The sequence below is a fragment of the Streptomyces sp. R-74717 genome, from assembly GCF_047305335.1.
GTDB classification, from domain to species: domain Bacteria; phylum Actinomycetota; class Actinomycetes; order Streptomycetales; family Streptomycetaceae; genus Streptomyces; species Streptomyces atratus.
This window is the reverse complement of record NZ_CP102361.1, coordinates 3,814,578-3,838,530: the sequence shown is the minus strand read 5'-3', so window position 1 is coordinate 3,838,530 and position 23,953 is coordinate 3,814,578. Positions and strand designations below refer to the sequence as shown.

At 69.5% G+C, this 23,953-nt stretch carries 21 protein-coding genes and 3 pseudogenes; 16 read left to right on the top strand and 8 right to left on the bottom strand.

Annotated features, from left to right (window positions below; genetic code table 11):
• The first annotated feature begins 92 nt into the window (after positions 1-92).
• The 8 genes and pseudogenes from NRF20_RS17235 (at position 93) to NRF20_RS17200 (ending at position 4,143) form a co-directional block, all read left to right on the top strand.
• Positions 93-632 (top strand): ATP-binding protein, encoded by a 540-nt coding sequence (locus tag NRF20_RS17235; protein WP_413752842.1) that lies wholly within the window; start codon positions 93-95, stop codon positions 630-632.
• A gap of 45 nt (positions 633-677) precedes the next feature.
• A pseudogene (locus tag NRF20_RS17230) lies at positions 678-949 on the top strand (transposase); the annotation flags it as partial.
• Between the two features lie 535 nt (positions 950-1,484).
• Positions 1,485-1,747: pseudogene (locus tag NRF20_RS17225) on the top strand (histidinol-phosphatase); the annotation flags it as partial.
• A 6-nt stretch (positions 1,748-1,753) separates the two neighbouring features.
• Positions 1,754-2,605, top strand: a complete 852-nt coding sequence (locus tag NRF20_RS17220; RefSeq protein ID WP_398632167.1) for a hypothetical protein — start codon at positions 1,754-1,756, stop codon at positions 2,603-2,605.
• Positions 2,606-2,614: 9 nt separating this feature from the next.
• On the top strand, positions 2,615-2,920 hold the full coding sequence (locus NRF20_RS17215) for a hypothetical protein (RefSeq protein ID WP_413752840.1): 306 nt from the start codon (positions 2,615-2,617) through the stop codon (positions 2,918-2,920).
• A 167-nt stretch (positions 2,921-3,087) separates the two neighbouring features.
• Positions 3,088-3,312: pseudogene (locus NRF20_RS17210) on the top strand (hypothetical protein); the annotation flags it as partial.
• Positions 3,313-3,324: 12 nt separating this feature from the next.
• The gene (locus NRF20_RS17205) at positions 3,325-3,936 is read left to right on the top strand and encodes a hypothetical protein (protein ID WP_398632169.1); all 612 of its coding nucleotides are present in this window, start codon (positions 3,325-3,327) and stop codon (positions 3,934-3,936) included.
• 21 nt (positions 3,937-3,957) lie between these two features.
• Positions 3,958-4,143 (top strand): hypothetical protein, encoded by a 186-nt coding sequence (locus NRF20_RS17200; RefSeq protein ID WP_398632170.1) that lies wholly within the window; start codon positions 3,958-3,960, stop codon positions 4,141-4,143.
• A gap of 131 nt (positions 4,144-4,274) precedes the next feature.
• Here the strand turns inward: NRF20_RS17200 and NRF20_RS17195 are convergent, their stop codons facing one another.
• The 4 genes from NRF20_RS17195 to NRF20_RS17180 all read right to left on the bottom strand — a co-directional run bounded on the left by NRF20_RS17195 (position 4,275) and on the right by NRF20_RS17180 (position 10,450).
• Positions 4,275-6,875, bottom strand: a complete 2,601-nt coding sequence (locus NRF20_RS17195; protein WP_398632171.1) for an MDR family MFS transporter — start codon at positions 6,873-6,875, stop codon at positions 4,275-4,277.
• Between the two features lie 404 nt (positions 6,876-7,279).
• Positions 7,280-8,584 (bottom strand): serine hydrolase domain-containing protein, encoded by a 1,305-nt coding sequence (locus tag NRF20_RS17190; RefSeq protein WP_398632172.1) that lies wholly within the window; start codon positions 8,582-8,584, stop codon positions 7,280-7,282.
• A gap of 232 nt (positions 8,585-8,816) precedes the next feature.
• The gene (locus NRF20_RS17185; protein ID WP_398632173.1) at positions 8,817-9,632 is read right to left on the bottom strand and encodes a GPP34 family phosphoprotein; all 816 of its coding nucleotides are present in this window, start codon (positions 9,630-9,632) and stop codon (positions 8,817-8,819) included.
• A gap of 239 nt (positions 9,633-9,871) precedes the next feature.
• Entirely contained in the window at positions 9,872-10,450 is a 579-nt protein-coding gene (locus tag NRF20_RS17180; protein WP_413752839.1) for a hypothetical protein, read from the bottom strand.
• Between the two features lie 460 nt (positions 10,451-10,910).
• Here NRF20_RS17180 and NRF20_RS17175 point away from each other — a divergent pair, with 460 nt between their 5' ends.
• From NRF20_RS17175 to NRF20_RS17155, 5 genes are all read left to right on the top strand, one after another.
• Positions 10,911-11,780 (top strand): LLM class F420-dependent oxidoreductase, encoded by an 870-nt coding sequence (locus NRF20_RS17175; RefSeq protein ID WP_398632175.1) that lies wholly within the window; start codon positions 10,911-10,913, stop codon positions 11,778-11,780.
• 289 nt (positions 11,781-12,069) lie between these two features.
• On the top strand, positions 12,070-12,609 hold the full coding sequence (locus tag NRF20_RS17170; protein ID WP_398632176.1) for a hypothetical protein: 540 nt from the start codon (positions 12,070-12,072) through the stop codon (positions 12,607-12,609).
• Positions 12,610-12,715: 106 nt separating this feature from the next.
• Positions 12,716-14,068 carry a Dyp-type peroxidase gene (locus tag NRF20_RS17165; protein WP_413752838.1) on the top strand — a complete coding sequence of 451 codons (1,353 nt, stop codon included), beginning with the start codon at positions 12,716-12,718 and terminating at the stop codon, positions 14,066-14,068.
• 115 nt (positions 14,069-14,183) lie between these two features.
• Positions 14,184-15,362 (top strand): PP2C family protein-serine/threonine phosphatase, encoded by a 1,179-nt coding sequence (locus tag NRF20_RS17160; protein WP_398632178.1) that lies wholly within the window; start codon positions 14,184-14,186, stop codon positions 15,360-15,362.
• Between the two features lie 52 nt (positions 15,363-15,414).
• The gene (locus tag NRF20_RS17155) at positions 15,415-15,618 is read left to right on the top strand and encodes an isocitrate lyase/phosphoenolpyruvate mutase family protein (protein WP_398632179.1); all 204 of its coding nucleotides are present in this window, start codon (positions 15,415-15,417) and stop codon (positions 15,616-15,618) included.
• 48 nt (positions 15,619-15,666) lie between these two features.
• Here NRF20_RS17155 and NRF20_RS17150 read toward each other — a convergent pair whose 3' ends face one another.
• Positions 15,667-16,170: a DinB family protein gene (locus NRF20_RS17150; protein WP_398632180.1), complete on the bottom strand. Its 504-nt coding sequence runs from the start codon at positions 16,168-16,170 to the stop codon at positions 15,667-15,669.
• A gap of 222 nt (positions 16,171-16,392) precedes the next feature.
• Between NRF20_RS17150 and NRF20_RS17145 the strand changes: the two genes are divergently transcribed.
• From NRF20_RS17145 to NRF20_RS17135, 3 genes are all read left to right on the top strand, one after another.
• Positions 16,393-16,986, top strand: a complete 594-nt coding sequence (locus NRF20_RS17145; protein ID WP_266358375.1) for a hypothetical protein — start codon at positions 16,393-16,395, stop codon at positions 16,984-16,986.
• A 217-nt stretch (positions 16,987-17,203) separates the two neighbouring features.
• The gene (locus NRF20_RS17140) at positions 17,204-19,483 is read left to right on the top strand and encodes a Tox-REase-5 domain-containing protein (protein ID WP_413752837.1); all 2,280 of its coding nucleotides are present in this window, start codon (positions 17,204-17,206) and stop codon (positions 19,481-19,483) included.
• A gap of 50 nt (positions 19,484-19,533) precedes the next feature.
• Positions 19,534-20,262 carry an Imm52 family immunity protein gene (locus tag NRF20_RS17135; protein ID WP_266358373.1) on the top strand — a complete coding sequence of 243 codons (729 nt, stop codon included), beginning with the start codon at positions 19,534-19,536 and terminating at the stop codon, positions 20,260-20,262.
• Between the two features lie 56 nt (positions 20,263-20,318).
• On the opposite strand, the gene NRF20_RS17130 is transcribed toward NRF20_RS17135, so the two are convergent.
• From NRF20_RS17130 to NRF20_RS17120, 3 genes are all read right to left on the bottom strand, one after another.
• Positions 20,319-20,768, bottom strand: a complete 450-nt coding sequence (locus NRF20_RS17130; protein WP_413752836.1) for a DUF3592 domain-containing protein — start codon at positions 20,766-20,768, stop codon at positions 20,319-20,321.
• Positions 20,769-20,788: 20 nt separating this feature from the next.
• Positions 20,789-21,373 (bottom strand): hypothetical protein, encoded by a 585-nt coding sequence (locus tag NRF20_RS17125; protein ID WP_413752835.1) that lies wholly within the window; start codon positions 21,371-21,373, stop codon positions 20,789-20,791.
• A 61-nt stretch (positions 21,374-21,434) separates the two neighbouring features.
• Entirely contained in the window at positions 21,435-23,432 is a 1,998-nt protein-coding gene (locus NRF20_RS17120) for a hypothetical protein (protein ID WP_266358371.1), read from the bottom strand.
• Positions 23,433-23,953 lie beyond the last annotated feature (521 nt).

The window sequence follows — 23,953 nt, the reverse complement described above, 5'->3', positions numbered from 1 at the left end:
CCACTGCTCGTCCGCAACGCAAGAGCCACTCGTGCGCGCCCACGCGAAAGAGGGACACCGCCAACTCGCCACCCGTATCAGGGGAGTCAGCCATGCACTCATCTCCACTCGCCGCACTCTGCCCGGCCGTCGCCGAGACGCGTACGCCGGTCCCGTATCCGCATCCCGGCAGCCCGCATCCCAACACCCAGCAGTACCCACAGCCGTATCTGCGCTCCAAGGGCCGCTCCAGCCGTGGACTCGCGATGAGCTTCACCCTCCCCGGCGACATCCGCAGCGCGCTCATCGGCCGCACGGCCATCGCCGCCGCTCTGAAGGCACACGGGCTCGCCCCGTACATCTGGCCGACCACGCTCGCGGCGTCCGAACTCATCGCCGTCACAGCCAGGATGAGCCCGGGAAAGGAGCTCTACGTATCCCTGCGTCACCGGGACGACGCGTTCCGCCTCCTCGTCTGGGACCAACACCCCCACCACCTCAACCCGGACGTGGCCACACTCTGCGAGACGCGGCGTCGGCAGGCGCTCTGGCTGCTGGCGGCTGTTGTGGACGACTGGGGCGGGGAGTGGGGCGCCTGCGAGGCCAACCCGCCGCAGCGAGGCATCAAGTCATGGGTTCAGCTGCCCCGTTGAGACTCGCGGCGATGGGCTTGCGCCCGCGCCCCCGCGCGACCACGCCGCGACGCGCTCGCGCGCTGGATCGTCCAGGTCCGCGCAGCCGACCTGCCCCATCTGCACGCCTTCACCCGGGGCCTGGACCGAGACCGCGACGCTGTGACCGCCGCGTTCACACTCCCGTACCACAACGGCGGAACCGAAGGTGTCAACACCAAGACCAAGCTGTTTGCGCGGCAGATGTACGGGCGGGCACCTTCACCCTCCTCCGCCACCGCATTCTCCTCGGCTGGCACCATCCTCCGTCACCACCGGAAGTGAGACAGGGCCGTTGACCGTACAGACCCCGATTATGCAAAGAAAGTCCAGCTGTCTCAGCAGGGAGTGTCGGCAAGGTTCCGGCGCTCGCCGGACCGCCATCTGACTCGCCCCCGACCTTAAGGGCGGATTCACCCGGAGGTTGCGGGACGACGGGAGGCTGCAGGCGTCGGCCGGCAGCCGCCCCGCGGGGCGGCCGGGCGTTGCGTGTTCGTGAAGGGAGCGGCTGTCGGAGACCACCGCCGGGCATACGGCGGGACTTCGGCGGCATTTCGAAAGTCGGCGTCCTCATCGCGCGCAAACTGGACCACCAAACCGCAAGGTATGAATCGCATGAAATGTCCTGGCCGAGGCTTAGCCGATAGCACGCACCGATCGGAAGCGGCCCACTGAGTGCTGAAGCGGAGCGCACTCGTGAGAGGCGCTGACCCGCTCGTATGTGAGCCGCTCCCGGTGCGGCCGCGGCGCTCTTTGACGGCACTTGTGTGACGGCGCTGCCACGCACCACGACGAACCGATATCGCGGCCGGCTCACTGCTGCCGGCCCACGAGTGGCGGGCGCCGGACACCCGGGTGGTGCACACCTCCGACGTGTCGGAGCGCGCCGGGACGTACACCCTCACCATCCCTGTCGAGGCCGGGTCAAGTCCTTCTACCTGCGGCTGCGCGGCAGCGACGGCAAGCGCAACGGGGCGGGCTACCTGGGCGCCTCGATCGACCCCAACGGACCGATTCCGCACGTGCCGGGCGACGGCAGCCCCTGGCTCGACACGTGGTTCTACACCAACCCCATCTTCATTGAGACGGAAGGCTGAAAAGCCATGAAGAAGTTCCTCGTGCTCCTCGGGGCACTGGCCCTGGCCACCACCGGAGGAACAGCGACCGCCGTCGCCTCCTCCCCCTCCTCCGGCACGTGGACCGAGACCGGCGTCTCGTACGTCGACTCGCGCGCCGGCGGCCAGGGCCTGGCGTCCCGGAGCAATGGCAGCCTGCTGTTCCGCGGCAACGGCTCCATCCCCCAGGACCTCAGAGACCAGGGCTGGACCCACATCGGCGACCCGGAGATCGCCCGCAACCGCATCTTCGACGCCTACCAGGGCAATGGCGGCGCGACAGCCAAGATGTTCGCCGTCACCACCCCGGGCGGAAAGCGCTTCGTCTACACGCACCAGCTCGAAGGCGACGAGCGGATGAACAACTCCTTCGCCGCCGTCTCTCCCGACGCGCAGTGGCTGGTCTCGGGCGAATGGGACCAGCAGGACCGACTCCTGGTCTTCCCCGCACCGGTCTTCAACGCCCAGGCCCCCGCGGGTGGCGGCGAGCTTCCCGAGGCAGGCCGGATCTCCCTGGACCACCCGGTCCGGGACATCCAGGGCTGCGACTTCGTCTCGGCGACGCGCCTGGTGTGCGCCTCCGACGACAGCACCCTGTCGCTGTGGCCGGTGGAGCGCCCGCTGTTCCAGGTGGACCTCGACCGCGCGCTCGACGGCAAGCCCGTCACCGGCCACGTCTCCGTCATCCTCCCCCTCCCGCAGCGCTCCGCCTGCGCGGGAACCGGCTTCGAGACCGAAGGCGTGGACTACGACGCCCGCACTGGCACCCTGCGGGTCGAGATGATCCCGCCCGGCGAGTGCGCCGCCTCCACCGCCGTCTACACATACAGCGCGCACTGACAGCGCTACATGGACTCCGTCAAGGAGGGCATCGAGTGGTTCGAGTGGGAGTACGGCGGCAAGGTCTACAACCAGGGCGTCGGCGGCGTGGACTTCTCCAAGCAGCCCAAGCAGCCCAAGCAGCCCAAGCAGAACATCCCCTGCACCCGGTTCAACGTCGAACACCGCAACCTGGACACCACCACCAAGACGTCCCTCCAGTCCGATGACGTCTCCTGCCGGGACACCGATACCCTCTACCTCGGCGGCAGCGGCAACGTGGCGGCCGCCCTGGTGTGGTGGATGCGCCGCAGGCGTCAGGACGCCACCGGCTGAACTGACCGGCGGCGATTCGCACGTTCAACACGAGAAGAGCCCCACCCCCCCGAAAGGCGAGGGGTGGGGCCCTTCTCGTTATGCGCTCTACGGCTTATACCAGTTGCACATGTGGTCGATGATGAAGATGGGGTTCAGGGCGTGGTCCCACGACACGTCAGGGCCCAGCGTCGATGACCGTGCTGATCGTGGCGCCCAGCCCGGTCACGGCCGGTCTGGCAATCGGCACAGGCGTGGTGTACGCCGGCTGCCTGATCTGGGACAACCACGAGGCCATCGGCGACGGCATCGAGAAGGCCGGGGATTGGGTGGGTGACAAGGCCTCGGACATCGGGGACGGTATCGCCGACGGGGCGAAGAAGCTGGGCAGCGCCCTCAACCCGTTCGACTAGCGAGGGAAAGACATGCACACGACCATCAGCCCGTTCACGCTCGCGTACTGGAAGGAGCAACAGCCTGCCGGGCGCACGAAGTTCGGCTGGCAGGGCACTTCTCCGGAGTTCGGCGACATCCGGGTGGTGTACCCGGCGGGTCGGGACCTGCCGAACGTGATCGTCACGGATGTGCGCGGTGGTCTGATCCCCACGGCCACGTTCGAGACGCGTGGCGTGCACACGGACGTCGCGTCGATGCCGACCCTCAACCGCGCGACGCTCCGGGTGGGCGACGGGCTCGTGCGGATGAGCCGGAACCGGTGGGCGCCGACGCACCGGGGACGCTCCCTGCACATGACGTATCTGGGCGACACGTACAGGCTCACGGCGATCAACCGCCGGGCGTACAAGCTGTCCCGGCAGCCCGACGCCGAAGACCCCGGTGTCGTCATCACGGTGCGGCAGTCGGGCCTCGGAAGCGGCAGGAAGGTAACCGTGCAGGCGGCGGGCCGGGTCCTGCCCGCCGACATCTCCCTCGCGGCTCTCTTTTCCGGAGTCGACCGGTCCGTGCTCACGCGGCGCGGCGCCGTACGGGCGGGCTTTTCGAGAGTCCTCAACTTCTGGGCCGAGTCCCAGTCCTGAGCGACTACCAAGTGCGTGTGTATGCCTTCGTTCGACATTTCCCAGTCCCGCTTCCGGCCGACAGACGAGCATGTGATCGTGCTCTCCGAGCCGACGGCAGGGGGCGAGGTGCCCGACGAGTTCGCGGCGGCCCGGAAGGAACTGCTGGACTGCGGTCTGATCGAGGAGGACGGGAAGCTGTCCCCTCTGCTGCTGCCGCTGATGTGACGGCTTTCGGAGACCGTGACCGGACCGCTCCGCCGACCGCTTCGGCCGATCGACCCGGGCCATCGAGAACAGTGCACGCAGCACGTCCTGAGGGCCCGTACCCGGTCGGGCGGATCGACCGGTGCACGGGGTCAACGGGAGCCGGGGCCACCACTCGGAGCCTTGGCCGTGACCAGCAGGCCGGCGAGCAGGCCCGCGAGCAGCGTGAGGCCGACCGCCCACCAAAGGATGACGGAGTAGCCGCCCAGGACCGCCCTGTCCGTCTCCCTTACGACGTCGGACAGTGCCGCCGGAAGGTTCTGTCTGCTGAGCAGGAAGCCTTGCTCGACTGCTTTGGTCAAGCCCTCAGGAACGCCTGACACGTGATCCAGCTGGGCGGAGATCACCGAGGCGAGGATGGTGCCGAACAGGGGCGAGGCGGCCCAGTTGCCCGACTGCTGGGCCGTGTTGACCATTGCCGAGGTGCCGCCGGAGTCCTGCGGGGCGATCCCGCCGGTCGCGGTGGCGAAGAGCGGCATGAAGGCCAGGCCCAGACCGAAGCCGACGAGGAGGGTGCCGGGCAGCACCTGGGTGGCGTACGCGCTGTCGGCGTCGAGGCCGGTCAGGAGCGCCAGTCCGATCGCCGTCAGCACCAGGCCCGGCACGATGAGGCCGCGGGGCGCCAGTCGGCGGTACAGGCGGGCGGAGACCTGGGTGGAGGCGATGACGACCGCACCGGCCATGGGCAGCAGGGCCACGCCGATCTGGGACGGGGTATAGCCGCGGGCACCCTGCAGGTACCTGGTCAGTACCAGGTGCAGGGCAAACATGCCCATGCCGATGAAGGCCAGGGCGAGGCAGGAGCCGACGCGGTTGCGGTCCTGGAAGACGTACGGCGGCAGAAGTGGGTCGGTCGTCCTGGTCTGCCACCAGGCGAAGACCAGGAGCAGGGCGAGCCCGCCCACGAGGAGGACCACGACCAGGGGATCGGTCCAGCCGCGCGGTTCGGCCTTGCCGAAGCCGTAGACGAGGGCGGCAAGCCCGACGGAGCCGAGCAGCAGGCCTGGAACGTCGAGGCGGGCAGGGGAGCGGACCGGGCTGTCGTGCACGAGGGCGGCCGCACCGATCACGGCGGTCACGGCGAGCGGGATGCCGGCGTACAGGCACCAGCGCCAGCTCAGACTTTCGATCAGCCATCCGCCCGCGAACAGGCCGATCGCCGTTCCGCCGCCGGCGATCGCCGCATAGATCCCGAAAGCCCTGCCTCGCTCCTTCGGATCGGTGAAGCCGGCCGACACCAGGGCCAGCACGGCCGATGAGAGCAGCGCGGCGGACGCGCCCTGCAGGACGACGGCCCCGATGAGCACGCCGAAAGAAGGGGTCGAGCCGCCGAGCGCGCACGCCACCGCGTAGCCGACCAAACCGGTGATCAACGTCCGTTTGCGGCCGAGGAGATCAGCGATGTGTCCGCCGAGCAGCAGCAGTGCGCCGAATGCCAGTCCAGAGGCGAGGGGCAGCGAGTTCAGGTCGTCGGCATTGGGGTGAAGGTCGGTGTGGATGGACGGCAGTGCCATGTTCGTGGTCGTCGTGCCGATCAGCACCAGCAGCTGCGCCAGCGCGGCCACCCCCAGTCCCCACCACCGCCTGGGGTGCGGGCCATGGACGTCGGCCGGCGCCGGTGACGGGGGCCAGGCACCGGGAGCCGGGCCCGCGGATGGTGCGAACCCCGGCGGCGCCGGGCGGAGGTCCGCCGGCGTCGTCGGGGTGTAGGCGGGAGGCGGGGGAAGTGGCTGAGGCTGCGGGGGACGCTCGGCCTGGGCGGGGATACGCGGGTCCGGCTGCACGGCCCGTGTCTCCGGGGTGAAGTCCAACAACTGGGCCGCATGGCGTCCGAGTTGGGCAAGCACCGAGCCGGGTAGCCATTCGCCGTCCTGGTCGGTGGCCGTGCGGGCGGCCACATCGGCGGGCGTGGGCCGCTGTGCCGGGTCCTTGTGCAGGCATTCGCGTACGAGATCGACGAGTGACTCCGGTACGCCGGTCAGGTCCGCTTCCTCCTCCGCGATCCGGAAGAGGTGTGCGTTCAGGCCGGTTTCCGTGGCGCCGAAGAGGAGGCGGCCGGTGGCGGCGTAGACGAGGACGGCACCCAGGCAGAACACATCGCTGGCCGGGGTGAGTTCGAGGCCGCGTACCTGCTCGGGCGACATGAAGCCGGGGGATCCGATGAGCATCCCGGTGCGGGTGTGCAGGCTGTCCCCGGCGAGGCTGTCCATGGCCCGCGCGATACCGAAGTCGATCACGCGCGGGCCGTCCACCGTCACCAGCACGTTGGACGGTTTCAGGTCGCGGTGGATCAGGCCCGCCCCGTGGACCGACTGCAGAGCCACCGCCAGGCGGTTGGCGAGGGTGCGGACCGAGTGCTCGGGCAACGGCCCGAAGTCCTTGGCGACCACAGTGGTCAGATCGGGCCCGGGGATGTACTGGGTCGCCACCCAGGGCACCCGGGCCTCGGTGTCGGCGTCGAGCACGGCTGCCGTCCAGGTCCCGCCCACCCGCCGGGCAGCCGCCACCTCGCGTGCGAACCGCTTACGGAATTCCGGGTGCTGGGCGTGCTCGGCCTGCACCACCTTCACAGCCACGGTTCGCCCGGCTTCCGAGCGGCCCAGGTATACCAGACCCATGCCGCCCGCGCCCAGACGGGCTATCAGGCGATACGGGCCGATGTGCAACGGATCCTCGGTGATCAACTGGTCCACGGCAACAAGGTAGTTGAGGAGCCCGGGCCTCGGTGTCGAATCACGGTGAATCACCGACGTATGCGCGGCCGTGCGCGGAGGGGAGTCCTCCGTGTACCCTCCGCGCCGGCGTCCGCAACCGGCCCCATCAGGCGCCCTCGAAGCCCAAGCGCGCGGCGCGTTGAACGGCTGCCCGTGCGGGCGCTCGGCTGGGAAAGAAATCAAGCCGAGCACCTGCGTGAAAGGCTCACGGCCTGATCAACACGACCATGTGTATGCAAGCGCGCTCCTCTGCCACGGACCATCCGGTCCGCCGGTGACGTTCAGAAGCTGATGTCGGTCATACAGGACACCGTAGCGGCGACTTCCGGCGCCGCTACGGCGAGTTGACGACTCCCGGCATCAACGAGGACGGTCCGGCGCGTTCAGCCCTCGGCCCGGGGGAGAGCGGCGAACGAATCGGGGAGGGAGTCGGCGACAGGGGTGGGGAGCCGATCCGTCGAGAGCGACGCCTTGCTCGTGGCGGCCGGGGCCTTGCCGCAGAACTCCGCCTCGATCACGTTGACGTAGAGCGATCCGTCCTGCAGCCAGTCACCGTTGACGTTGAACGTCAGCTGGTGCTTTCCGTCCTGCGTGCCGACCATCGCGGACAGGGAGCCGTTCGTACGGCCGCTCTTGCCCACCACCTTCACGCCGCAGGACAGCTGCGCGAACTCGACCCCGAGTCCGTACCCGGTCCCGTCGCCGGCCGGTACCTCGGCAAGCATTTCCTTCGTCTGCGTGGGTGGCAGCAATTCGCCTCGTATCAGGGCACGTTGGAAACGGTTGAGGTCGCCGGTGGTGGAGATGATGTCGCCGGACGCGCCCAGCCAGGTCATGTTCTGCTCGGTGGCGTCGTGGATCTCGGCGTCGGGGGTGTCCTGGTGGAAGCGGGAGTAGGCGACGGGGTGCGGGTCCGGCATCTGCGGCGCCGTGCCGGGGAACGACGTCCCGCGCAGCTTCAGCGGCCGGATGATGCGGCGGGCGGCCTCCTGCGCGTACGAATGGCCCGTCGCCTTCTCGATGACCATCCCGGCTATCACGAAGTTGGTGTTCGAGTACAACGGCGCCTTCTCCGGATCGGGCCGCGGCGGGTACTTCAGCGCGATCGCCACCAGTTCCTCGGGCGTGTGGGTGTCGTACCGGTGCTCCGGGAAGCCGGGGCCGGCGGCGTCGTGCACGAACTCGGGGTCCGAGGTGTGGTTGGCGATGCCGCTGGTGTGGTTGAGCAGTTGACGCAGGGTGATCCTGCTTCCGTCGTACCCGTTGCCCCGCACCAGGCCGGGCAGCCATGTCTCGACCGTGTCGTCCAGGCTCAGCTTCCCCTCCGCCTCCAGCTGGAGCAGGACGGTCGCGATGAACGTCTTGGTGATGCTGGCCCCGCGGAAGTGGTCACCGGACGAACGCTCACGGCCGGTGGCGGTGTCGGCGTGACCGGCCGCCCCGTACCAACTGTGCTTGATTTCCGTTGAGTTGGCGGCGACTCCGGGTTGTCCGCCCTTCTCGACCAGATCACGCAGCGCGGCCCCGGTCGCCTCGTGGCCGTGCGGTGAATGTGCCGACTGTGCCGACTGCGGTGGCTGTGCCGCATGTGCGGAGTGGGTGAGTGCAGGCGGGGCGAATGCGGACGCTCCCACGGCCGCGGTCACCGCCAGAGCGAGCGAGGAGGTACGTGCAGCCCGTTGCCTCATGCGTCTTGCCTCCAGGTCACCGGGAGGGCAGGTGATGCCCTCCCGGTGCCATTGACGCGCAACGCGGGCCTCAGGGTTGATCGTTGGGGCGGCTCGCCGGGGTCACCGCTTGGGTGCCTTGGCCGTGACCAGCAGGCCGGCGAGCAGGCTGGCGAGCAGTGTGTGCCGGCGTCGGCTGCGGGGCTGGAACGACGCCGGGGAACAAGGGGCGTGCGACTCCCGGCTGTCGGTGTCACCAGCCGCCGTGGCCGTTGTCCCCGTGGCCGCCGCCGTGGTGGCCGGTGCCGCCCGCGCCACCCTCGGACCAGCTGCCCGGGTCCAGGTCGTGGCCGAGGCCGTGGCCGCCGGTGGTGAAGTCGGCGTAGAGGTCGCTGAGTTCGTCGATGAGTTGGCGGGTGAGGACGTCGGCGCCGGTGGTCAGTGCCGCAGCGAGTTCCTCGTCGGCGGCCGGAGCCGCTCTGGCGGTTGCGGGGGTGAGGCGGTCGGTCGCGGTGAGCGCGGCCAAACGGCGGCGGTCGGTGATGCCCCGCAGGCCGGGGTAGGCGGCAGGGGCCAGGCCCGCGGTCTGGACGAGGGCGGCGAGGGTCAGGTCGCGGTCGGCGGTGGACGTCGAGGAGCCGGAACGGACCACGCTGTCGAGGCGGGCCAGCAGCGCCCGGCGGCGCGGCAGGTCGACGGAGAGAATGTCGTGGCGCTTACGGCCGCTGGGGTCGCGCCACCGGCGGACCCGGACCGCCCTCTGGTCCTCCAGCCGGGAGAGGTACTCGGTGGTGAGGGAGCGCGGTGTCCGGCGCAGCCAGTCATTGAGGCTGGGCGGGGGCGCAGTCGCGCCCAGACTGTGCAGGACGTTGTTCAGGCGGCGGTCCTCGACGCGCCGGGGGTCCGACACCTCGATCCGTCGGGGGCCGAGGGCGATCCGTCCGGCCAGGCCCAGATCCGCCAACTCCGAGGCCCGCAAGGCGAACCGGAGCCGGTCCTCGGCCCGTATCCGGATTCGCCGCCTGCCCGGGACTATCGCGAGCAGGAGCAGTTCATCCCCCGTGGTCATACGCGCCAGGGTATGCGCGGCCGTGCGCGGAGGGGAGTCCTCCGTGTACCCCCCGCGCCGGCTTCCGCAACCGGCCCCATCAGGCGCCCTCGAAGCCCAAGCGCGGCAAGGATTCCCAGCGCGCGGGCCGGACATTGGGCCGTCAGGCGTTGAGGTCGCGTCCGGCATCGGTCATCCCCTCGGAGTTGGCGTGCGATGTTGTTCTGCGGCGATCATTCCGATGCTGAGTGCGGAGCCGCTCACGCCGGGCCGGACGCGGCGACCTGCGTGCTCGGCGCGAGCCCGTCGTTCAGCTCGGCCCTGTCCGAGGCGAGCAGCCAGGACCCCGAAGGGCCACGGGTGAAGGTCAGTGTGTGGGGGAGTGAGTACTCCTCGCACTCCGGGGCTCCTTCCGCTGCTTGAGCGGAAGTGAACGGGGGGTAGAGGCGGGTGTCCTCCGTGATGTGCAGTGTCACGGTGTCACCCTCCTCGGCCGCGTCGTTCACCGTCACATCGACCGTGGCGCGGATGTACCCGCCGTCGGCCTGCCGGTAGGCGCGGCCTTGACGGACCAGCGCGGCGAATTCCGCCCGCAACTCGGCCCGCATCGACGGTGTGGCCGCGGCCGGAGGTTCAGCGGTGGGGGACTGAGCGGCGGCCCGGGTCACCAGGTCGGCGCGTTGTTGCAGGTAGCTCTGAGTGAGCTGGGACAGCCGGGCCCGGTCTGCCGCCGCGGGGGGCCGGGGAGCGAAGTTCGCCGATGCTGTGACGCCACCCGCGATTGCTGCCGCAGTCAGTGCCGCGGCGAGGACGCTCATACGTGATTCGCGTGCCCGCACGTGTTTCCTCCCGGAGGCGTATGAACGGTCGGGATCGAAGATGTCCTTTGCGGCGTCGACGTCGGCAGCGAGGCGAAGCCGTGTCCGAGAAGGGCCCATCTTTGACCCGTATGCGTCGGTCGGGCGGCAGGAACGGCGTTGTAACGCGTGAGCCGCACACCCGGGCGACCCCGGCGGTATCCGTGGCGCACTCGTGCCGAGCGCAGGGTCCGCTCGGCCGGGCGTACCGAAATGCCGATGACTCCGACCTCGCATAGCGTGACGAGGGACTACATAAGGTAATTGAATGGATGCGAGCGGGCTCACGGAACGTGCCACCATCGCGAGGAACCTGCCGGACCGCGAGTACGTGAGCGTCGACGCAGTGCAGAGCGAGTACGCCAAGCACGCGTCCTGAACACTTCGGCCGGGGCGGCGACGCAGTCCCGGCCCGCTCTCCCTTGACCCGCGGAGGTCGGACGTGAATCTCGGCTTGCACTACTGGAACTACTCGACACCGGCCGACCCCGCGCTCATCGCGCCGACGCTCGCGGAGTCGGTGCGGATCGCCGAACAGGCGGGGATCTCGTCGTTCACCGTGATGGATCACTACTTCCAGATGGAGACCGGGCAGACCTTCGCCGACGACCCGATGCTGGAGGGGTACACCACGCTCGGCTACGTGGCGGCGCTGAGCGAGCGCATGACGCTCGGCCTGATGGTCACGGGTGTGATGTACCGGCACCCCGGGCTGCTGGCGAAGATCGTCACCAGCCTCGATGTGCTGTCGCGCGGCAGGGCCAGGCTGGGTATCGGCGCCTCCTGGTACGAGCGGGAGCAGTACGGGCTCGGAGTGCCGGTGGTTCCGGTCGCCGAGCGGTTCGAACGGCTGGAGGAGACGATCCTGATCTGCCTGCAGATGTGGAGCGACGACAACGGCCCGTTCCGGGGCCGTCATTACCAGCTCGCCGAGACGCTGTGCGTGCCCGAGCCGATCGGCGAGCGCCCGCCGATCATGATCGGCGGCGGGGGCGAGAAGAAGACCCTGCTTCTGGCCGCCCGGTATGCGGACGCCTGCAATCTGTTCGCCACCGACCTGGAGGAAGTGGCCCACAAGCTCGATGTGCTGCGCGCCCACTGCGCCGCGGAGGACCGTGACTACGACGCCATCGCGAAGACCGTGATGTACAACGGTCCGGTGCTGGCCAGGCCGGACGCGTTTCTCGCGGACGCGGAGGCGTACGCGAGCCTGGGCATCAGCGAGATCCAAGTGCTGCCCGACCGGCACCCGGTCAGCTTCACCCACCAGGTCGCCGAGCACATCGCACCTGGCATTGCCGCAATGGGGTAGCCGGACAGGGCAGGACTTCGGGAGGGCGGGGTTGTTCACCACCCCGGCGCCCTTGGCGCCGCACCGCCCGACCAGGTGCATTGACCGCAGTGTTGTCGACGCGGCTGATGGGTGGGTTGCCCTGTGCTGGTGAGGCGCGGGCGGCGCGGCGCGGTCATCATGGGAGATGAGGGCGATGGCGCCTCGTCCCCGAGCGCCTGGCGACCCTCGCACGGATGCGTGGCAGGAGAGGCCCACCATGGCTGCGACGACAGATGCAACCCCGTCAGCCCAGCCCGAGCGTCCGGGCATGAAAGATGGGGTGTGCAGCGAGTTCACCGTCTTTACCAAGATCAAGCCGGGTCATGCGGATGCGCTGCGTGAGGACCTTGCCACGCTCGCCAGCGGGTCGGATGACGTGGAGGGCCGTGCGGCGTTGCGCCAGATCGGGACCCTGCACGACGCACGCCACGTGATTTTCGACAACGACACCCGGTTCATGTTCGCCAGCGTCTTCGACGGCTCCTGGGACACCTACATCGACGACTTCGCCAAAACGGTGGTCGGGGCCCACTTCGACAAGGTCTTCTCGCACTCCGAAGGGTTCCCCGGCGTTGCCGATCCGGGGGTGAAGGACTGGTTCGTCGCCCGCCAGGCGCCCGCGGGGGTCTTCGTCAGCTCCTACCCCGATCTGACCGTTCAGCAGATCTGGAAGGACCAGCGCGTGGACGAGGCGTTCCAGGCGGTGCTGGACACCCCCGAGTTCCGGGCGGCGCTGGACAATCCGGCCAACGCCGAGTTGCTGGCCACGCCGGCCTTCCAGAAGCTGATGGAGGAAGCCGCAGCCTAGAACCCGGACACAACCGACCTCGGCGCGTCATGGACCGCGCCGGCGGGTGCGAGTCGGCCGCCGCGGGGTTGTCCCGTTGAAGACCGATGTGGAGGCACAAGCGATCATGAACGCGGCGGCAAGCGCGAGCGGAGCGGGCGTGGGCGTCGAGATCGACGACGTCCAGAGCGGGGCATTGCGTCCACGGCCGGTGCCGTACGAGGGAAGGTTCGTCTTCCTGCATGTCGATGACCGCCACGCCGGGCGTTCCCTGCTGCGGCGGCTGCTCCCGGCGGTGGAGGGTGGTTTCCCCAGTGTGGACCCGAGCCAGGATGCCTGGGTGGCGGTGGCGTTCACCCACCAGGGACTGCGGGCCCTGGGCGTGCCCCAGGAGTCGCTGGACAGCTTTCCGGAGGCGTTTCGTCGGGGCATGGCCGCACGTGCGGGCCTGATCGGCGACGTGGGCGAGAGTGCCCCGGCCCATTGGGAGGCACCGTTCGGAACGGGCGAGGTTCATATCGCGTTGAGTGCCCTCTCTCCCGACACGGCGCGGCTGGAGAGGGCGCTGGAGCGGGCCCGCGCCGCGTACCAGGACACACCCGGTGTCCAGGTGATCTGGCAGCAGGAGGTCCGCCAGCTCCCGACCGGGCGCACCACCTTCGGATTCCGCGACGGCATCAGCTATCCGAACATCGAGGGCGTGGGACTGCCCGGCTCCAACCCGCAGGAAGCCCCCATCAAGGCCGGCGAATTCATCCTCGGCTACCCCGATGAAACCGGCAGTCTGCCGCCCATGCCCAGCCCCGATGTGCTGGGGCGTAACGGGACCTACGTGGCCGTGCGCAAGATCCACACCAACGTGGCGGCCTGGCGCCGGTACCTGCGCGCGAACAGCTCCAGCGCCGAGGAGGAGGCGCTCCTGGCGGCGAAGATGGTCGGGCGCTGGCCCAGCGGGGCACCGCTGACGCTGGCCCCGGAGCACGATGACCCGGAGCTGGCGGCCGACCCGCACCGCGTCAACAACTTCCTGTACCGGGAGAACGACGACCGGGGCTTCCGGTGCCCCGCCGGCGCGCACATCCGGCGCAACAACCCCCGCGATGCCACCATCATCGGCGACGCACGGATGCACCGCCTCATCCGCCGCGGCACCACCTACGGCCCGCCGCTGCCCGAGGGCGTGCTGGAGGACGACGGCGCCGACCGGGGCCTGGTCGGAGCATTCATCGGGGCCCACCTTGAACGACAGTTCGAATTCATCAAGGCCGAGTGGCTCAACGACGGCAACTTCATCGGCTACCCCGGCGAGAAGGACCCGGTAGCCGGGCATCACGACGGAACCGGCAGCGCCACCATCCCGGAGAAGCCGGTCCGGCGCCGCCTGCAGAACCTGCCCAGCTTCGTGGTCACCCGAGGTGGTGAGTACTGCTTCCTGCCGGGTCTGCGCGCCCTGCGCTGGCTCGCCGAACTGGAGGACTGAGGGCCTGTGCCACCCGGGACGCGGTCTGCGGGGCAGCCGGCCAGGAGTGCGGCGAGCGCCGTACGGGGCCCGGTGAGGTCGCGGTGGCAGGCGCCCAGGAGGTGCTGAGGGGCATATGGGTGTGCGGCGTCTGTGGGATCACTTCCTGGAGCATCCAGCCGGCGGTGGGCTGGTGGCGATCCCGTTCGTGCTGATTGTGACGATCACCTGGGTGGATGTCTACAGCGGGCGCGATGTCCATCTGGGCCCGCTGCTGGTCATCGCGCCCGCTCTGACCGCCTCCCTCGCCGGGCCGCGGCTCACCGCTCTCGCCGGGGTCCTGGCGGTGACGGCCCAGGTGCTCATCGCTGTCTTCCTCGGCGGACTGACCACGCCCAACCACCTGGCGCAGATCATCGCGCTGACCGGGCTCTCCGCTCTGGTGGCTTTCCTGCGGCTTGTGCGGGAGCGGCGCGACCGGGCGCTGAGCCTGGCACGCTCTGTGGCGGAGACGGCTCAGCGGGTTCTGCTGCGGCCTCCGCCACGCCGGATCGGGCCGTTGCAGGTGGCATGGCTGTATATGTCCGCCGAGGACGAGGCCGAGATCGGGGGTGATCTGTTTGCGTTCGCCCGCGCCGAGCATGCCGCGACCCGGGTGGCCATCGGCGATGTCCGGGGCCACGGGCTGGCCGCCATCGGTGAGGCCTCGCTGGTGCTGGGGGCATTCCGTGAGGGCGCTCACCGGTATGCCACCCTCCCCGGGCTGGTAACCGCCCTCGAAGACAGCGTCTCCCGGAACCTGGAGGACGTGGCGGACACCGAACGCGACGCCGGCGAGCACTTCATCACCTGCCTAGTCCTGGAGATCCCCGACGACGCCCTGCCGACCGCCGAGATGATCAACTGTGGGCATCCCCCGCCTCTGCTGGTGCGTGATCAGCGGGTCACGGTCCTGTACGCCCGACAGCCCCTGCCTCCGCTGGGCGTGAGCGATCGACCCATCGAGGACGACCGCGTCGACCCGTTCACCTTCACATGCGGTGACATGCTCGTCCTCTACACCGACGGTGTCATCGAAGCCCGTTCGCCGTCCGGAGCGTTCTACCCGCTCGCCGAACGGGTCGCCTCCTTCCCCGCCACCAACCCCGATACCCTGCTGCACCACATCCACCGCGATCTGCTCGCCCACATCGGCGGCCACCCCGCCGACGACGCCGCCCTCCTGGTCATCGAACGCGCTTCTTCTCACCGGCCGCATCTCACGCCCCGACCCACCGACGGCCACCACCGGCACCACCCCGGCGGAGCAGACTGACCGGGCGGGCGCGGACCTCTTCCTCAACGTCCGTATCGACACGTACCTGGGCATGGCCGAACCGGGCGCCCCGACCGTCGCCGAGCTGGGCGCCCTCGGCGTGGCCCGCGTCAGTCTCGGCTCGGGCGTGGCGCAGGCCGCGTACGCTGCCGCCCGCCGCGCCGCGCGGGAGCTCTTCGAGACCGGTGACTACGGCTCTCTCGCCGGCGGCATCGCCTTCCCGGAACTCGACGCGCTGTTCTCCGGGACCCGCTGACCGGCCCACCACGGATCAGCGTGACAACCACCGTGCCGGCTCGGCCGACTAGACGCCGGTGGTGCCGTCGACGATCTCCCGGATCATGTCGAGGTGGCCGTTGTGCCGCGCGGTCTCCTCGATCAGGTGCAGCACGATCCAGCGCAGATCGGGATGCCGGCCGTCCCTGCGCGGGCGCTTCGCCGGCGTGTCCAGGTCGGTGGAGGCGACCAGTGCGCGATAGCGGGTGGTCCGTGCCTCGTACTCCGACAGCAGATCGGTGAGCGGAATGTCCACCGCGATGCGCATCTCGCGGTCGGGGTCCTCGTCCGTCCACGGCCCTTCGTCCTCGCCGCCGAGGAAGGCCACTTCGAACCAGTAGTACTCGACCCAGCTGAGGTGGTTGATCAGCCCGGCGACCGTCATCAGGGGCGAGCCGGGCAGCGGGGCGCGGCGGGCATCGTCCGGTGAGATGCCCTCGCATTTCGCGCGTGCGGTGTCGCGGGCGTAGTCGAGGAAGGTGGCCAGCTGGGTGCGCTCGTCCCATGCGGGAGGCGAATCGGTGCGTGTCATCGGCGTACACGATCTGCGATGTCCGGCCCCCTGTCCATCGCTTTGTTCCAATGGGGCCCGCCCCTGGGTCCGTGGGCCCAAGCCCGGGCGGGCGGAGCTGATTACGCTCGTACGCGACCAACCATGAGCCCACCTGACCAGGCGCCCGCCATGAGCGCCTGCCCGGCGTGCCCATGCGCACCTGGATCTGCACGCTCCACCACTTCTTGGGGTGATGTGTCGATGAGTGACGGTTTCTTCTACTCGTACCACCTCGGCTGGAGCCGCCCGGATGCCGAGTCGCTCTTCGGTGATCTCGACGCGGCAGGACTGCGGCTCAGACACCCCGTCACGAGACGGGTCACGCTCCTCGGTCCGGGGCCGGATCCGTGGGGCACTCCTTCGTGGGTGACCAGGGAGCAGCTTGTGCTCCTGGCCGGCCTGCAGCGGCTCGACAGGGTCGACTTCCTGCTGTGGGTGAACAGCGGAGCCTTGGTTCCGGCGCGCATCCGGCGGATGGGGGACGGAGTCGTCGCGCTCGAATTCGGATTCGGGCGGCTGGCGCGGGACGAGCAGGAGGTGGCCGCGCGGGCGATCAGAGAGGCGATAGGGCGGGCCTCCGTGCTCTGCATCGGCTTCGTGGTCGACCGGGAGGGCGCTTCCGCGGCGACCGACTGGAGCGGTGTCGTCATCAACGGCACGACATTCTTCGACAGTTGGCCGGACACGCTCGCCGTTCGGCATGAAATCGCGGCGATGCAGCCGCAGTTGTCCGGAGTGGCGTCATACGAACAGTCGCCGTGGATGCTGTTCGGAAGCGAGGTCCCCATCCGGTAGCGGGGCCGTTCCCTGACCTTCTGCATATCTGCAACTCCGGGCGGAATCCGTAACTTTGAGCCCCGCATTGGGTCCTGAGGCCCATGCCCGAAGGGTGCCGATGTGGTCGGATGCGTGGAGTGGCTGAACTGTGGCTGCACACCGGCAAGCTGGGGGACTCGTCGTGTCTGGCATAGGCGGATTTGCGGTTTCGGGTGGCGCCGGTGGGGGTGCTGCTGTGGCCCAGCAGGGCAGGCAGCCGCTGCCGCGCCCGTTGCAGGCGGTGCTGATCCTCGTCCGGGTCCTCTTCGCGGCCGCGGTCCTGGGCGGCGCCGGTGTGCTGACGGTGGCGTCCGCGGTCAATGAGGTCGACGGCCAGCTGCTCGGTCTGCTGCTGTACGCGGCGCTGCCGAGCGTGACCGCATTCGTGCTCTCGCTGTATCTGCGGACCGGCGGCATCTGGATCTGGCGCGGACTCCTGGCCGTACACGTCTGGCTCACCCTCGGCGCGCTGGCGACCCTCGGCGGGGACGGCGGCGGGCGAGGCGTGACGCAGCTGGTGATGCCCGTCGCCGTTGTCATCATGCTGTTCCGGCCGAGCTCGCGCGACTGGTTCGACCTTCCCCTCGAACAGCGGGTGCCGCACCGGCCGTTCAGCATCGCGCGGATGATCAAATGGCGCCGCGACGACGGCGGTCAGACCGCGATGGAATACCTGGGCATGGTCCTGGTGGTCGTGGCTCTCATCGGCGGACTCATCGCCACGGGCATCGGCGCCCAGCTGACCGGTCAGATGCGGAACGCGATCTGTCAGCTGACCGGAAGCGCGTGCCCCGCGCCCGGGGGCGATGTGGTGGCGGGGGACGGGAAGAACTCCGGGGGTACGGAGTCCGGGGGAGCCGGCTCGGGCTCGGGCGGACCGGAATCCGGTGGCGCGGTTGCGGCCGGTGGTACGGACTCCGGAGGGGCGGACGCAGCCGGTGGCTCCGACGCGGCCGGTGGTTCCAGCGCGGCCGGTGGTTCCGGCGCCGCCGGCGGCTCCGGTTCCGGCAGCTCCGGCGGAGGCGACACCGCCACCCAGGTCGACGACGGCGGCGACGACGTGGACACCTCCGGGGAACCGGACGGTGGCGACGATGTGGACGGCAGCGGCAACGGCGGCGACGAGAAGCCCGGCGAGAGCTGCACCTCCGGCGTCGGCGCGTTCTTCTCCTGTGCCGCACACCAGACCGGTGGCTTCTTCGAGGGCCTGGTCGGCGACGGGCTGTGGGGCGACATCACCGGCACCTTCGACACGATCATCCACCCCGTCAAGGCGTGGAACGGCCTGAAGGACTACGGCAAGAGCCTCGGCGACAAGTGGAGCCAGGACTCCAAGGACGCCGGGGACAAGTGGTCCAAGGGCGACTACCTCGGTGCGGTCTGGGACTGGACCAAGGCGTCCGGCGGCACCGGGGTGAAGGTCCTGGACGACATGTTCATCGGCGACGACGTCCGCGACATGTGGAAGAGGGGCGACGAGGGCCAGGCGATCGGCACCGGCCTGTGGAACATCGGCTCGCTGTTCATCCCCGGCTACGGCGAGGCCAAGCTCGTCGGCAAGTTCGGAAAGCTGGGCAAGCTCGGGAAACTCGGCAAGCTCGGCGAAGTGGCCGAGAAGGCCTCGGAGGCCGCGGCCAAGGCGAAGAAGGCGGCCAAGGCGGGCGATGTCGGGGCCGCCGAGAAGGCCGCGAAGGAAGCGCAGCAACACGCCGACGATGCGGCCGAGCAGGCCGGCCTCAAAGGCTGCACGGTCGGCATGGGCGGCCACGTACGAGTCCCGTACGGCGGCGGTGCAGGCATGGGAATGCCCGGCTCGGGCACCGGCGTCCTGGCCGCGGCCCGCACGTCCGTGCCCGTCGGGTTCCTCGCCGGAAAGTGCGACGAGGTCGACCCGGAGAAGAAGGCGGCCGCCGACGAGGCCCAGAGGCTGGCCGACGAGGCGAAGAAGGCGGCGGCCGCGGCCAAGCGGAAGCAGGAGCTGGAGCGCGCCCAGAACCTTCCGAAGCCGGCCTGGTACAAGGACCTGAAGGACCCGCCGGCCGGGGCCAAGGACGGCGGGGAAGGCAACTGGAACGAAATCAAGCCGGGCGTCTGGAGCTACCCGACCGAAATGGGTGCCCGTTATCAGGAGCAGATCTCCAAGGTGGGTCGCGGCAAGGAGTACCGGGTCCCGCTGGACAAACTCACCGGAAAGCCGGTCGACTTCGACGGCTGGGACGCCTCGCGCGGCACCTACCTCGAAGCGAAATACGGGTACAAGGGCAAGGACTACTACAACGCCGACACCGGGACGCTCACGTCGAAGGTCGCCGACCGGTGGGCGGACCAGGCGCGCCGTCAGGTCGACGCGGCACGTGGCAAGCCGGTCGAGTGGCACCTGTCCGACCCGGACGTCGCCGAGGCGGCGCGAGAGATGTTCGAGGACCGGGGCATCCCGGTTAAGGTGATCCACACCCCGGGGGACGTGACCGGCTGAACGCCGGGCGGGGTGTGGAACCGCAGACCGGAGCCCGAGGAGAACGTGTCGTGCTGAACGTGGTGGTCAACGGCTTCTGGGGCCTTCGCGGGGAATCCGTTCAGGCCGTCGCCGAACGCTGGTCCGGCACGCTCAGCGCGCTCAAGGACATCGACGGCCCGACGTTCGACGTATGGCACGAGGCCGGTGACGACCTCCCGTCCGATCCCGTGCTGGAGCCCTCGGTCCCCGCACTGGCGGAGTACATCGAGCGGAAGAACACGGGCCCCGACCTCGACGTGGTGGGCTACACGACGTCGCTGTGGGCGCAGAACCTCCCTGCGGCGCGCGTGTCCATGGCGATTCACGCGGGCAGTACCTCGCACTACGCGGTGAACTCCGTCTCGCTCGCCTTCCGGTCGCGCGAGGTGGACGAAACCGCGGAGGTGATCCGGCGCGCTCCGGAGATCCTGCGCCTCCTCGCGGAGAACTGGGAGATCGACGCCGGGCAGGTGTACGACAGGCCCCAGTATCGGGCGGTGGCCGAGCGGTTCGACCTGGCGAACAGCGACCCTCGCTGCGGCCGTGCGGTCTTTCTCTCCGCCGGCCGTGCCGCCCTCGCACCCGAGGGGCTGCCCGGTACGTACGTCCGCACCACACACGGTGGACTGGTCATCGACCTCACCCGTGGCGGTACGGAGTCCCCGGCCATCGAGACGATCATCGAGGCGAACACACGACTGCGGGCTGCCGGGGCGCTGGAAAAGCTCCCGGTGCCGTTCGACCGGGCCACGTTCTGACCCCTGCGCGCCCGTGAGCGGCGTGTCTCAGAGTCAACCCGTCAGATCCAAACCCGTCAGAGCAACCCCCGCATCGCCGCGAACCCGGCCAGCAGCCCCACCGCGAACACTCCCAGCACGACCGCGAACACCGCGGGCATCACCACCGGCCCCCACGCCCCCGGGCCCGCCACCGTGGCGTGCTTCGACGGGGCCGCCGGGTCGTAACTGACCCGGACCGGCGCCCCGACATCGAAGCCGAACGGCCCAGGGGCGTGGTCGGTGAACTCGATGTCGCGGCCGTCGCGGGTACGGAACGCGAAGACGTACTCGGTGACGTAACTCCGGTCCATGCCCGGCCCCCGGTCGACCGTCCGGCGGTCCGCGCACCGGCCCTCGGCGTGTTCGCCGTGCCGGACCAGCCGCAGCACCCGATGCAGGCGCAGCGCCGAGCGGACGGCGAACGCGCCGAGGAACAGGCCGAACAGAAGCAGGAACGTGGCCGTGCCGCCGGGCAGTATCTGCATGAACGAGCGCCCCTGATCCGCTACTTGACGGTGATCGACTCGACGAACGCGTCGAGGTCCTGCCGGCTCAGCGAGCCCTTCACCGCATTGATCCGGACCGCGAACGGCACGTCCTTCGAATCGACGCCCGCCACCACGACGCCCGTCATCTCGGTGCCCGGCGCCGGGGTCCGCTCCTTGCCGCTCGACGTGAACTCGTAGTCGATCCTGCGCGCCTCACGGGCGCTCTCCGCACCCGCCAGCCGCACGTCCGACGTCTCCTTGCGGGTCGCCCCGAGACCGATACCGGCACCCGCCGCAGCCGCCGCCTCACCGGCGTCGTCCACGCCGGTGGCGAAGTCGAGCTGCACGGAGACCATGCCGGTGCGCAACCCGCCCTCCTCCTTCAGCGCGACGGCGGCGTTGGCCTTGGCGCGGTCGGCCGCGGGCTGCTCCTTGTAGCCCTCCTTCTCGGGGTAGCCGACGGAGAGGCTCTTGGTGTCGAGCTTGCCCCAGCCCTCCGGGACCGCGGCGGCGTCGTCGCCGCAGCCGGTGAGCAGGGCGAGGCCGATGGCGGCGGCAGCAGCTGCGCCGATTGCCCGGGACATCTTCATCGTCGTCGTCATCGCCTATCGCCTCGTCGTCGTGCGTGGTTGCTGCGCACCGTAGCCGTACCCGATGTACGAACTACTTCGCGCAGTAGCTGTACGGAAGGTACGAGCGCTTGTCGCCCTGCGGAGCCCCGAGGAACTGCGCGTCCGTCAGTGTCTCCTTCTTGTGCTCGTCCGAGATGGAGAATCCGAGACTCATCCCGAGCGATACCTCGAAGCCGAACTCCTGGGCGTCCGTCTCACCGTGGTACTTCATGGTGCTCGACAGGCCGTCCTGGAACATCAGCTGGTCGAACGGGTCGGTTCCGGTGGGCTTCTGCTGCATGGAGTGGTCGCCGAACATGTACTCGAACGGGGCGGTGTTGTTGCCGGAGCCGTCCAGCCACTGCTCGGCGACGGCCCGCTTGTCCTCGGTGGCCTTGTCGGTGTCCTTGCCGAAGACGATCGAGTTCGTCAGGACCTTGATGCCGGTCTCGCCGGAGGAGTCGGTGCCGCTGACCTTGCCGCCGCGCTTGTCCTTGCCCTTCTCGCCGTTGTCGCCGCTGACGTCACCCTTGTCGGACGTCGAACCGTTCTCGACGGTCTGGGTCATGTCGATGCGGACGATCTTGCCGGTCTTCTGGTCGCGGGTGACGGTGATCGCCCCGGTCCGGCTGTCCTTCGCGGCGGCCGTGCCGCCGAGCGGACCGGCCGAACCGCCGACCTTGCCCTCCAGTTCGAGCTTGGCGGTGTACGTGTACGACTCGTTGCCGTTGACGTCGTCCTTGGTGATGGTCACCTCGGGGGAGAACTTGGCCTTGCCGCCGAGCTTGGCACCGAGTTTGGTCTCGTCGCCCGCGCTGATGGAGAGGCCGCCGTCCGCGTACACATTGAGGCCGACGGTCGAGTACGAGATCTTCTTGTCGCCGATCTTGCTCTCGACGTCCTTCTTCTTGTCGGCCCACTTCATCCCGGAGTACCAGCCGCCGCCGTAGCCACCGCTGTACTTGGTGGAGGTCTCCCACATCTTCATTTCCTCGATGTCGTCCCGCATCTTCTTGGCGTCCTCCTCGCTCTTGAAGACCCAGGTGTCACCGTTGGTGATCTTGATGCCGCCGCCGACGTCCACATCGGCCTTGCCCAGCTTGCCGAGCTTGACGCCGGGGGTGCTGGCGGTGGCGCCCGCCGAGGCGGCGTCCGTGAACGTCATGTAGACCAGCTTGTCGTTCTCGTCGACCTTGCCGTCCTCGTTCACATCCGTCTTGGCCTGGCTGACCTTCTGCTGGAAGCCGTACTCGTTGCCCCACTCGAACCAGCCGATCTTGACCTTGCCGCCGACGGTGTCGGAGATGCTGGAGACCTGGCACATCTTGGGCTCGTAGTCGGCGTCCGTCTTCGGCTTCGCGGTGGTGTCCCCGCCGCCGGTGGAGCAGCCGGCACCGCCGCCGCCCATCGAATTGATCGCGCAGCGGATGCGTTCCCCGATCTGCCCGCCGACACCCGCCATCGCCATCGCGCCGATCATCGTGACGACGAGGATGATCACCCCGAGGTACTCCATCGCGGTGGCGCCGCTGTCCCGCCAGGAGTACGGCTGGTACGGCGCGGGAGACTGTTCCTCGCGGTCGTCCAGCAGCCGGTCGACGGCCAGCCCCACGGCCGAGCCGGTCACCAGCGAGACGATCGGCATCAACGTGCCCTCGAAGCCCGCGAGATGCCAGGACACGGCGAATCCGTAGGCGAGCGCGGCCAGCGGGACACCCAGGGAGGCGAGCAGCGTCAGAAGGCGGGACTCGCGCTGTTCGTCGGGCAGGACGCGGGCCGATGCCAGGACCGTGAGCACGGTCGTGATGACGTTCGGTACGTGCAGCAGGGCGAGGCGCCAGCCGAAGGACGTGAGCCGTTCGTCGGTGGCGAGCATCTCGACGAGCCCGCGCGACACCAGATATCCGGCGGCGATGTAGACCAGGGCACCGGCGGCCCAACTGCGGGTCAGCGCAAAGAACACGCCACTGCTCGCGCCGGAACCACCACCCCTGCTCCCCGGCGGTATGTGGCCCGCGCTTCCGCTTCCCCAGCCCCCGCCACCACTCACGGTTCTTCCTCTCCGACGCCCATGTGCCATGCCTGTGCCTGCAGTTCTGCATTCGGGTGTGGGCGTGAGCGTACGGGTGTACGGGCCGGGTGACCTGGGCCCTTGGCCCCAAAGTCGGGCCCAACGGGCGATGCCCGGCGCCGCCCGCGGGGCGCGGGGGAGCCGGGCATCGGGGAGTGGCGGTCCGGGACCAGTCCAGATCGTCCGCGAACGTTCCCACGCGTTCGGCGACTTCCGGCTTCCGGACCCGCAGCACGGCGAAGCCGACGACCAGCGCGCCCACGAACACGTACGGCAGCACATTCAGCGGCCAGGCCGGGACGGGCCAGGGTGCGGAAGGCGCGGGCCGCGGCCGCCAAGGCGTCGCGGCCCGCCGGCCGCCCGCCACCTCGCGGCTCAGTGCGGCAGCGGCTCACCCTGTCATTGCCGTTCTGGGGGGAGGTCAGGGGTGGCTACCTCTGAGGGTGGAGGCGGTGAAGGGCGGGGGCCACCTGGGGCTGATCGAAGTGAGTACCTGATGC

Coding starts and splice junctions, on each gene's coding strand:
- NRF20_RS17235 (WP_413752842.1), top strand. CDS start 93: ATGCACTCATCTCCACTCGCCGCACTCTGCCCGGCCGTCGCCGAGACG.
- NRF20_RS17220 (WP_398632167.1), top strand. CDS start 1,754: ATGAAGAAGTTCCTCGTGCTCCTCGGGGCACTGGCCCTGGCCACCACC.
- NRF20_RS17215 (WP_413752840.1), top strand. CDS start 2,615: ATGGACTCCGTCAAGGAGGGCATCGAGTGGTTCGAGTGGGAGTACGGC.
- NRF20_RS17205 (WP_398632169.1), top strand. CDS start 3,325: ATGCACACGACCATCAGCCCGTTCACGCTCGCGTACTGGAAGGAGCAA.
- NRF20_RS17200 (WP_398632170.1), top strand. CDS start 3,958: ATGCCTTCGTTCGACATTTCCCAGTCCCGCTTCCGGCCGACAGACGAG.
- NRF20_RS17190 (WP_398632172.1), bottom strand. CDS start 8,584: ATGAGGCAACGGGCTGCACGTACCTCCTCGCTCGCTCTGGCGGTGACC.
- NRF20_RS17185 (WP_398632173.1), bottom strand. CDS start 9,632: ATGACCACGGGGGATGAACTGCTCCTGCTCGCGATAGTCCCGGGCAGG.
- NRF20_RS17170 (WP_398632176.1), top strand. CDS start 12,070: ATGAAAGATGGGGTGTGCAGCGAGTTCACCGTCTTTACCAAGATCAAG.
- NRF20_RS17165 (WP_413752838.1), top strand. CDS start 12,716: ATGAACGCGGCGGCAAGCGCGAGCGGAGCGGGCGTGGGCGTCGAGATC.
- NRF20_RS17160 (WP_398632178.1), top strand. CDS start 14,184: ATGGGTGTGCGGCGTCTGTGGGATCACTTCCTGGAGCATCCAGCCGGC.
- NRF20_RS17155 (WP_398632179.1), top strand. CDS start 15,415: ATGGCCGAACCGGGCGCCCCGACCGTCGCCGAGCTGGGCGCCCTCGGC.
- NRF20_RS17150 (WP_398632180.1), bottom strand. CDS start 16,170: ATGACACGCACCGATTCGCCTCCCGCATGGGACGAGCGCACCCAGCTG.
- NRF20_RS17145 (WP_266358375.1), top strand. CDS start 16,393: ATGAGTGACGGTTTCTTCTACTCGTACCACCTCGGCTGGAGCCGCCCG.
- NRF20_RS17130 (WP_413752836.1), bottom strand. CDS start 20,768: ATGCAGATACTGCCCGGCGGCACGGCCACGTTCCTGCTTCTGTTCGGC.
- NRF20_RS17125 (WP_413752835.1), bottom strand. CDS start 21,373: ATGACGACGACGATGAAGATGTCCCGGGCAATCGGCGCAGCTGCTGCC.